This window comes from Deltaproteobacteria bacterium (genome assembly GCA_030654105.1).
Taxonomy (GTDB): Bacteria; Desulfobacterota; SM23-61; order SM23-61; family SM23-61; genus JAHJQK01.
The window spans coordinates 1-9,425 of sequence record JAURYC010000060.1 but is presented as its reverse complement, the minus strand read 5'-3'; the positions used below and the strand labels follow the sequence as shown (position 1 = coordinate 9,425).

The window sequence follows — 9,425 nt, the reverse complement described above, 5'->3', positions numbered from 1 at the left end:
TCCACGCCGCACAGGTCGGTCAGGTAATCAAAGAAAAGATCGGGGTCATCGTGTAAAAAACGGCAAATGGGTAGAATGTCCTCGGCCCGAAGGACCAGGGTGTTTTCTCCCCGGAAAGTCGAAGCTTCGAGAACGGATTCTGGAAAATTATTTTTCACTTTGTTCACTATGACTTCCAGGTCCATAATTTATTACCTTTCCGTGAGCTTCTCTTGGCTGATCTTCTCGTGCAGTTTAATGATTCCGTAGATCAGGGCCTCGGGACGGGGAGGGCACCCAGGAATATAGACATCCACCGGGAGATACCGGTCAATCCCCTGGACCGTGGCGTAGGTGTCGAAGATCCCGCCACTGGAAGCGCAAGCCCCCATGGCAATTACCCATTTGGGCTCGGGCATCTGCTCATATATCCGCACTACCGCCGGTAGCATCTTTTTCGTTACAGTTCCGGCGACGATCAGCAGGTCGGCCTGCCGGGGGGAGGGGCGGAAAACTTCCATGCCAAACCGGGCCAGGTCATAACGGGCGGAGACAGCTACAAGCATCTCCAGAGCGCAGCAGGCCAGTCCAAACCCCGCTGGCCAGAGAGAGGAACGCCGGGCCCAGTTGACCAGTTTTTCCAGGGAGGCGGTTAAGACATTATTTCCCAAATGCGCTTCTATTCCCATTCCAAGGCTCCTTTTTTCCAGACGTAAATGAAGCCCACGAGGAGGATGGCGATAAAGACGGCCATCTCCACCAGACCAAAGATCTTGAGTTCCTTGAAAATTACAGCCCAGGGGTAGAGAAAAACGGCTTCAATGTCGAAGATGATAAATAGCATGGCGATAATATAGAACTTCACGGAAAAGGGGTTGCGGGCTTGGCCGACAGGGTCCATTCCGCATTCATAGGGGATCATTTTCTGAGGAGTTATTTTTCGTTTTCCGATAATGGCTGAAAGGAAGATGGTAATGATAGCAAATCCTACCGCGATCACGAAAAATATGAATATGGGAATATAGTCCATTACCATATATTATAATCCTCCATAAAATTCAGACCCCGATGGGCACAAAAGAAGGGCTCCAGACTTCAAGAAACATCCAGGCTTCCTCTGTCCAACTTTGGCAAATGGGCGAATTATAAATTTAATGAAAAAGGCAACCATAAAAAAACGAATGAATCATCATTCATATCGAATTAACAGAAATAAAAAATCTTGTCAAGTTTTTTTTGGTTGCTCTCTCGGACAAAAATAGCTAAGGTGATTTTTCCTGCTGCCCAGTATACATTGACGGGTTTCTTCCATCTATGTTATAAGTCATAATAATTATCCATGGGCTCCCAAAAATTTTCAGCGGAAGATAAGAAACTGATTCGTAAAATCCAGGGAGATCTGCCTTTATCTCTCACCCCCTTTGAATCCGTAGCCCAGCAGCTCGGATGGGAGGAAAAAGAGCTTCTGAAGCGGGTCCGCCGTTTTATTCGCCGGGGACGGATCCGGCGTTTTGGAGCCATTTTACGCCATCAAAGGGCAGGTTACCAGGGAAATGCCATGGTGGTCTGGAAGGTACCGGAGGATCAGATCCCCAGGGTTACCCGGGCGATGATCGCTTTTCCAGCAGTAAGCCATTGTTACCTTCGTCCCTCTTTACCCCAATGGCCCTTTAATTTATACACCATGGTCCACGGGCCAAGGGCGCGGGATTGCCGCTTGATCGCTCAGCAGCTTTCCAGGGAAACCGGGCTGAAGGACTATCAACTTCTCTTTTCCAAGCGGGAACATAAAAAATCGAGCATGCGCTATTTTAAATAATTTTTGGTCTGTCTGGTCTGTTTGGTCGTTTGGTCTTTCCAGATGACCCGAAAGACGAAATAGACCAACTATTTAGGGGGGCATATGATAACGAAAAAATCCAAAAAGCTTTTCATCGAGGCCCAGAAGGTAATCCCTGGCGGGGTCAACAGTCCGGTGCGGGCGTTTCGAGCCGTAGGGCTTGATCCGCTCTTTGTTTCCCAAGCCAGAGGGTCGAAGATTTTCGATGCCGACGGAAAGGTCTACATCGATTATGTTTCTTCATGGGGACCCATGATTTTGGGGCATGCCCACCCGAAAGTGCACCAAGCCATGTCCCGGGCTCTTGCCCATGGCTGGAGCTACGGTGCGGCTACGGAGTTGGAAGTTCGCCTGGCTCAAAAAATTTCTCAAGCCATCCCTTCCATGGAATTGTTGCGCATGGTCAGCTCAGGGACAGAAGCAGCGATGAGCGCTCTGCGCGTGGCCCGGGGTTTTACAGGGCGAGATAAGATCATCAAGTTCGAAGGTTGTTACCATGGCCATGCCGACAGCTTTCTAGTCAAAGCCGGTTCCGGGGCCATTACTTTTGGAATTCCAGACAGCGCTGGAATTCCCCCGTCTGTAGCTGCCCACACTCTCGTTGCCCCCTACAATGACCTGAGTGCGGTTCAGGTCATCTTCGACCAGAACCCCTCGCAAATTGCCGGTGTCATCGTCGAGCCGGTGGCCGGGAATATGGGGATCGTCCTGCCTCGGGAAGGGTTTTTGAAAGGGTTAGAGGAAATTTGCCGAGAAAATGGGTCGCTGTTGATTTTTGATGAAGTCATCACAGGTTTCCGCCTGACCTATGGTGGAGTCCAGAAAATTTTTGGCATCAACCCCGACCTCACCTGTCTGGGCAAAATTATTGGGGGCGGAATGCCGGTAGGGGCCTATGGAGGGCGGAGGGAGGTCATGGGAAAAGTCGCTCCCCTGGGGCCCGTATATCAAGCCGGAACCCTCTCCGGAAATCCTCTGGCCATGACTTGCGGTTTGGCCACCCTGGAGATCCTTAAGGATAAGGCGATATATAATAAAATAGATAGCCTTACCCAGGATCTTTGCCAGGGGTTGAATGCCCTTTTTGCCCGCAAGGGAGTCCCGGCACGGATCAACCGTTCCGGTTCCATGTTCACCCTTTTCTTCACCCGGGAGGAAGTCTGGGATTATAGCTCGGCCAAAAAAGCGGATGTTGGCCAATATGCTAAATATTTCCAGAAGATGTTGCAGGCCAGGATCTGGTTACCCCCATCCCAGTTTGAGGCCTGCTTTGTCTCTCTTGCCCATACCCAAAAAGATATGGAGCGCACATTAGAGGCTGCCGAGGCCGCCCTGGAAAAGTGGGATCTTCAAAAAACCCCTTGACAATATTTTGCTGGGTATGCTAACTAAAATATCCTTGAATGAATATTCATTCATTATTGACAAAAGGGGGTGTGGCCAAAAAACCGGAATCTGGGCAATCTCAGCCGGTTAAAATAAAAAAGAAGTAAGGGATGCCAGCCCGCATGGCAATGGGGGAAGATAAGAAAAAGCTCTATAAGAAGGTCGTGCGTTACAGTGCTATCGGCCTGGAAATGGGCTTCTCCGTGGCCATAGGAGTGGCTATTGGTTATTTCTTGGATCGGTTTTTGCGTACGGGTCCATGGCTCACTTTAATATTTTTAATTTTCGGTGTGATTGCGGGCTTTCGGAGCCTTTTTTCCTTGATGAAGAGCGTTGATAGAGACGAGCGTAAGAAATAAACTTCCAATACCGGCACGGCAGAGGGAAATCCGCAAGCTGGCCTCCATTGAGAAACGAACTGCCCAGGTTCTTGCTCTCCTCCTCGTGGGTAGCCTATGGTTTCAAAGCTGGTCAATTTCTTTAGGGCTAATCCTGGGAGGGGGTGTGGCCATCCTCAATTTTCATTGGCTCTGGCGGATTATGGAAAAAGTGATCTTCGAAAAAAAGAAGATCCATGGGCTGCAAGTTTTGATTAAATTTTTGGCCTTATTGATGGTTATTTTTATGATTTTTCGTTTTATCAAAGTAAATTCCGTGGCTTTCATCATAGGCATTTCCACCCTACTCCCGGGCATTTTTTTCGGAGTTATCCAGGAATCACTCCGGGCTGAGAGAAAGGGAAACGGATAATGGCTGGACCTGCCCCTTTTACATGGCTTTCTTACGTACCTTTCATCGGGGGGCTCCCCCATCAGGTTTCTGGGGCCCTTTTTGTGCTCTTGATTCTCTCTCTACTTTCCTACCTGGCTTTTCGAAAAGTGGCCTTGGAAATCCCGACGGCCATAGTACCCTCCAGCCGGCTTACTCTGCGGAATCTCTTTGAGCTCTTCACGGAGATGATTTTGAAATTTTTAGACGACATTATCGGGCCACGGGGCCGGAAATTCCTTCCCTTAATCGGAACCTTAGGCTTTTTCATCCTCTTCTCCAACCTCCTTGGCTTAGTTCCGGGCTTCCTGCCCCCCACGGATAATCTGAATACCACAGTAGCCTGCGCCCTGGTGGTTTTCTTTGCCACGCATTATTACGGGGTCAAAGCCCACGGTTTCAAGTACCTCAAACATTTTCTTGGCCCGGTCCTGTGGCTTTCTCCTTTGTTCGTCATCATTGAAGTTATCAGCCATTTGGCTCGGGTGCTCTCGCTTTCCATGCGTCTTTTCGGCAACATCATGGCTGACCACATGCTGTTATCTTTGACCCTTTTAACGCCTTCCCTACTGGTTCTTTTCCTCCCACCCCTGGCAATGTTTATGGGAGTTTTCGTGTCGCTTATCCAGACTTTTATCTTTATATTGCTTTCCATGGTGTACATATCCTTGGCCATTGAGGAGTCGGAACATTAAAGAGTTACGAGTTATAAGTTAAAATTTAATAGGACGCAGATAACCGCAGATAATTATTTTCTTTTTAGTTTATCCTGATAATCTGTGTACATCCGTGTCCAAAAAGGAATTTCCTATACAATCGAGTTAAGAGATGGATGGAAGGAAAGGTATTTCATTCAATAGGAGGTATTGGATAATGAAGAAAACGATGTGGGTCCTTTTGCTGACTTTCGCCTTAAGCTGCTTTTTTGCTTCTTTGGCCTTTGCGGCTGAAGAACCTCTGGGGCAGGAGGCAAAGAAATTTATCGGTCTGGCCTGCGGCCTGGCCATTGCCATTGCGGCTTTAGGCGGCGGACTGGGTCAGGGAATCGCTATCTCCAAAGGCTTGGAAGGCATCGCCCGCAATCCGGAAGCCCAGCCCAAGATTTTTATTCCCATGATTGTCGGTCTGGCCTTAATCGAATCGCTGGTAATTTACGCCCTGGTCATATCCATCATGCTTTATGCCAAGCTTTAACCACGGATTCATTCACCTGCCGGAAGAGCCAGGGCCGTTTGCGCCTGACGAGTCCGGCGCTGCCTGCGCAGGCTTCCTGTGCTTCAATGGTGGCTCATTTTCAATGATGGCCCGCAAAACTCGCCAGGAGTTTATATAAGAGGAAGAATCCCATGACCAATGTTCGCTACGGAATGGTCATCGATCTGAGGAAATGTATCGGCTGTCATACTTGCTCGGTGGCCTGCAAGAGAGAAAACGCCGTGCCCTTGGGGGTGTGGCGTTCGTGGGTCAAGCAGGTGGAAAAGGGACGCTACCCCTATATCCGGAAATCATTTCTGCCTCTGCTCTGCAACAACTGCGAGAGCCCCATCTGTGTTACCGTCTGCCCGGTGAAAGCTTCTTACCAGCGCCCAGACGGAATTGTTCTCGTTGACCCCCATCGCTGCATCGGTTGTCGGTACTGCATGGCGGCCTGCCCTTACGACGTGCGCTATATCAATCCCATAACGCCCATTGTGCAGAAATGCGATTGGTGCGTGCACCGGCTGGACAGAGGGTTACAACCGGCCTGTGTGGAGGCTTGCCCCACCACTGCCCGCTATATGGGGGATACCCATGATCCACAAAGTGAGGTCTATCGCCTGATTCAATCCAATGCCGTCATGGTGATGAAACCAGAAATGAACACCCATCCCATGGTTTTTTACATAAACGCCGACCAGCTGACAATGGATGCCCGAGGAGGAGCGCTTTGGAAGAAAGTGCACGAGTAATCTATAATGTCCCCTTTGTCATTCCGATAGGGTATTTGATTGCCATTTATTTTTATATTACCGGCCTGCATATGGGTTTCTACACCACTTCGGTCGTGGCGACTCTTTTGAATAAGCAGGAGTGGAAGCCCATTGGCAAGATCGGAGCTGTAGGCGCTTTGATCGTTTTAGCTGTCGCCCCCGTCTTTCTTCTATTGGACCTTACTCAAGTTCCCCGCTTCTGGCACCTTTTCCCCTATATTAACCTCCGGTCCCCCATAACCTGGGGGACATTCTTCCTGACCGCCTATCCACCCATAGGCTTGATCTACGCTTGGTATGTGTTCAGAGAAAATACCCGGCTGGCCAAAATCTGGGGTCTATGCGGTTTCCCAGTTGCAGTCAGCGTGCATGGATACACCGGTTTCATCCTGGCCTTGGGTGCGGGCCGGGCCTTCTGGAACACCTCCTTAAACCCTATTCTTTTCCTGGTTTCCGCTATGGTTTCCGGGCTCGCCCTGATTATCATCATTATCAACATCCGCTACTATTATTTCGCTCAGAATCAGGATGCAGAACAAAAGGCCGCGGATTTGCGCATCATTAATACCTTGGTCAGAATGATGTACCTCTTTATAATTGTCGAGCTATTTTTGATGGGGTGCGACCTTGCCGTATTGGCCAACTCCAAGGCGGAAGAGTACGTGACCTACCAGTTGCTCACGCGGGGGAGTTGGGCTCCCCTGTTTTTGGGGGTGGAACTCACGCTGGGAGGGGCGATTCCTTTAATCTTGCTTTCGATCAAGCGAATCAGACTTCATCCCATTGGGCAATGTATTGCCTGCCTTTTTATCCTCTGTGGGATTCTGGCTATGCGCATTATCATCGTGGTGGGCGGTCAGAGCGTGATGTTGCATTAGATAAGGGATAATGGGATATATCTGCTTCTTCTTCGTGCGCAACATGATCATGTGGGGCGGTGAATTTCTGCTCTTGGTTTGAAACCCAAGGAGTTTCTCATGAAGAAAGTTACGAGAAGAGATTTCTTAAAATTCGGATTTACCAGCGCAGCCGTGGTTGGCTTCGGGGGCTCTCTTTCCGGTTGCCTCAGCCCTCCCCCGGAAACGCCCAAAAAGATCATGCGCACGACCGGCAAACCGGTAACCGTAGCCAGCACCTGCCTTCTCTGCCCCGCGGGATGTGGGATTCTTGGGGAAGTCACCGACGGCCGGGTAACCGAAATTACCGGCAACCCTAAGCACCCAAATAAACGGGGCAAGATATCTTCCCGGGGCCACGCCGGACTAAACGTCCTTTACGACCCTGACCGCTTGCTTTACCCCTTTAAGCGCTCTGGCGCGCGCGGGGAAGGCCGATGGGGCCGTATTTCCTGGGATCAGGCCTTGGAAGAAATTTCCAAGAGGCTCGCCGAATTACGCCGTCGGAGGAAGTCTGAAGCCCTCTGGGTCGAAATGGGCACCCCCGGTTCGAAGGAGCTCTTGGCTCTGCATTTCTTCAAGTCCCTTGGATCTCCGACCCTCTTCACGGATAGCGGGTTCCCCAACGAAGCCCGCATGACGGCTCAGGCCCTTACCTGGGGAGCGGAATCCTCGGTCAGCGATGTAGCCAAATCCCGTTTCATCCTTAACTTTGGGGCCAACCCTTACGAGAATCATGAACAATACATCTCCCTGGCGCAGCGGATTGTGGAGGCTCAGGTGGCCAACGCGGCCAAGCTGGTCACTTTCGATGTCCGCCTCTCGAACACCGCCGGCAAGAGCCACGAATGGTACCAGGTGAACCCCGGGACAGATGGAGTGATCGCCCTGGCCATGGCGCAGCATATCCTGCAGCAAGGATTGCATGATCAGGAGTTCCTCACCCGCTGGACGAATTTTTCGTTGCCCAAGCTCGCTGAACACCTTGCCCAGTACACGCCGGAGCAGGCCGAAAAAGTCAGCGGGGTCAAAGCGGCAGATATTCGCCGCCTGGCCTTGGAGTTCGTTAAGACAAAACCGGCAGTTTCCCTGACGGGACGCGGGGTAAGCGGCCATAAGAATGGGGTGTTTAATGAGCGCTGCATTGCCCTGTTAAATGCCGTTATAGGGAATATCGATATTCCTGGCGGGTGCTGCCTGCCCCGCACGATGGATCTTGGCGAGCCCAAATGGAAAAGTCCCTTTTCGTCCTCTCCCCAGGCTTTTGCTGCCCTCAAAGAAGGAAAAGGCCAGCCTGAGTTCTTCTTCGCTTACATGGCCAATCCGGCTTATGCCAATCCCGGCACAGCCGAGACCATGCAGATCCTTAAGGATGAGAAGCGGGTTCCCTTTTTGGTGGCAGCAGATACCCACTTGACGGAAACGGGAGCGTTAGCGGATCTCCTCCTGCCCATGGCTTCCTATCTGGAAAGCTGGAATTTAGAATCCCGGCCTGCCATGGGGCTCATCCCCTTCGTCAGCATCCGGCAACCCATGGTCTCCCCGTTGGGGAAATCCAAGTCTATCGGCGACACCTTCATCGAGCTGGCCGGGCGAATGGGAGACGATTTCCAGAAAGCATTCCCTTATAAAAGCAGCGATGAATTCATCGGAAAAGCTGCCGCCCGAATCGAGGGGCTATCCAAGTCTGGGGGGATCGATCTCCTGAAGAAAGAAGGGGTATGGTTTGACCCGGCAGCCAAACCGGCTTACCGCTCCTTTGAGAAAAAGGGCTTCAATACCCCATCCGGCAAATTTGAGATATTCTCCCGCCGGCTGGAGGAAAGCGGACTGCCCCCGCTGCCGGCTTATGTACCCATTCAGGCCCACCAGGGGATGAAAGAGGAGGAATTGATCCTGGTTGTCAACCGGGCCAACGTCATGACTTTGCGCTTGGCGAACGCCAAATGGCTCGCTGAAATTCTGCATGAAAATCCTCTGTGGATCAATCCCGAGACAGCGCAGGCTAAGGGCATTCGTGAAGGGGATCGCGTTAAAGTTTCCTCGGCGACTGGAAGTCTCATAGCCCGGGTGCGCTTATCTCATGGCGTTCATCCCCGGGTGGTTACTTTGACCGAAGGCCTGGGACACTCGCAGCTGGGAAAATTCGCCCGGGCCAAAAAGGAAAAAAGCAGCGACTCTGATACAGGGTTGATCTGGTGGAATCAGGAAGGAAACGGTGTTAACACCAATGCGTTAGTCACAGCCGACTTTGAGCCGGCTGGGGGCGGGTTGGCCTGGAACGACACGAAAGTGACTTTGCAAAAGGTCTAAAAAAGAACCCAAGGTAGGGGCGAGCCGATGGGCCGCCCCCCTAATGATCTTTTTGCGAAACCATTAAGATCTAAGCATCAGAGAACCTCCAGAGATACAGAGGCTGGTCATGAAAATACCATCGTTACCTAAATTGTCCAGACGAACCTGGGTGTTGGTCATTGCGATCATCCTGGTTTTAGCTGCCATCCCGGCTTTAGGGTTGGTCCGCTTTACCACGACACATCCGTTTTTCTGTTTGAGCTGCCATCAAAATCAGGAACCTATGGCCAG

11 protein-coding genes are annotated in these 9,425 nt (G+C 51.0%); 9 read left to right on the top strand and 2 right to left on the bottom strand.

Features of this window, described 5'->3' with window-relative positions; all coding sequences use genetic code 11:
- Positions 1-191: 191 nt before the first annotated feature.
- Positions 192-668, bottom strand: a complete 477-nt coding sequence (locus Q7V48_02440; protein MDO9209598.1) for an NADH-quinone oxidoreductase subunit B family protein — start codon at positions 666-668, stop codon at positions 192-194.
- On the bottom strand, positions 659-1,015 hold the full coding sequence (ndhC, locus tag Q7V48_02435; GenBank protein ID MDO9209597.1) for an NADH-quinone oxidoreductase subunit A: 357 nt from the start codon (positions 1,013-1,015) through the stop codon (positions 659-661). The genes Q7V48_02440 and ndhC overlap by 10 nt, the downstream gene beginning before the upstream one ends.
- A 303-nt stretch (positions 1,016-1,318) precedes the next feature.
- Between ndhC and Q7V48_02430 the strand changes: the two genes are divergently transcribed.
- From Q7V48_02430 to Q7V48_02390, 9 genes are all read left to right on the top strand, one after another.
- Positions 1,319-1,798: an Lrp/AsnC family transcriptional regulator gene (locus tag Q7V48_02430; GenBank protein MDO9209596.1), complete on the top strand. Its 480-nt coding sequence runs from the start codon at positions 1,319-1,321 to the stop codon at positions 1,796-1,798.
- An 84-nt stretch (positions 1,799-1,882) separates the two neighbouring features.
- A complete protein-coding gene (gene hemL / locus Q7V48_02425; GenBank protein MDO9209595.1) occupies positions 1,883-3,184 on the top strand; it encodes a glutamate-1-semialdehyde 2,1-aminomutase in 1,302 nt (433 codons plus the stop codon).
- Between the two features lie 131 nt (positions 3,185-3,315).
- Entirely contained in the window at positions 3,316-3,564 is a 249-nt protein-coding gene (locus Q7V48_02420) for an AtpZ/AtpI family protein (protein MDO9209594.1), read from the top strand.
- Positions 3,539-3,955 carry an ATP synthase subunit I gene (locus Q7V48_02415; protein MDO9209593.1) on the top strand — a complete coding sequence of 139 codons (417 nt, stop codon included), beginning with the start codon at positions 3,539-3,541 and terminating at the stop codon, positions 3,953-3,955. Before Q7V48_02420 ends, Q7V48_02415 begins: the two co-directional genes overlap by 26 nt.
- Positions 3,955-4,668 carry a F0F1 ATP synthase subunit A gene (gene atpB, locus Q7V48_02410; GenBank protein MDO9209592.1) on the top strand — a complete coding sequence of 238 codons (714 nt, stop codon included), beginning with the start codon at positions 3,955-3,957 and terminating at the stop codon, positions 4,666-4,668. The genes Q7V48_02415 and atpB overlap by 1 nt, the downstream gene beginning before the upstream one ends.
- Before the next feature lie 178 nt (positions 4,669-4,846).
- Positions 4,847-5,167 (top strand): ATP synthase F0 subunit C, encoded by a 321-nt coding sequence (atpE, locus tag Q7V48_02405; protein ID MDO9209591.1) that lies wholly within the window; start codon positions 4,847-4,849, stop codon positions 5,165-5,167.
- Between the two features lie 152 nt (positions 5,168-5,319).
- On the top strand, positions 5,320-5,922 hold the full coding sequence (locus Q7V48_02400; protein ID MDO9209590.1) for a 4Fe-4S dicluster domain-containing protein: 603 nt from the start codon (positions 5,320-5,322) through the stop codon (positions 5,920-5,922).
- Complete coding sequence (gene nrfD / locus Q7V48_02395; protein ID MDO9209589.1) at positions 5,901-6,821, top strand: NrfD/PsrC family molybdoenzyme membrane anchor subunit; 921 nt, start codon at positions 5,901-5,903, stop codon at positions 6,819-6,821. Before Q7V48_02400 ends, nrfD begins: the two co-directional genes overlap by 22 nt.
- Before the next feature lie 99 nt (positions 6,822-6,920).
- Positions 6,921-9,152 (top strand): molybdopterin-dependent oxidoreductase, encoded by a 2,232-nt coding sequence (locus Q7V48_02390; protein ID MDO9209588.1) that lies wholly within the window; start codon positions 6,921-6,923, stop codon positions 9,150-9,152.
- The last annotated feature ends 273 nt before the right edge of the window (positions 9,153-9,425 follow it).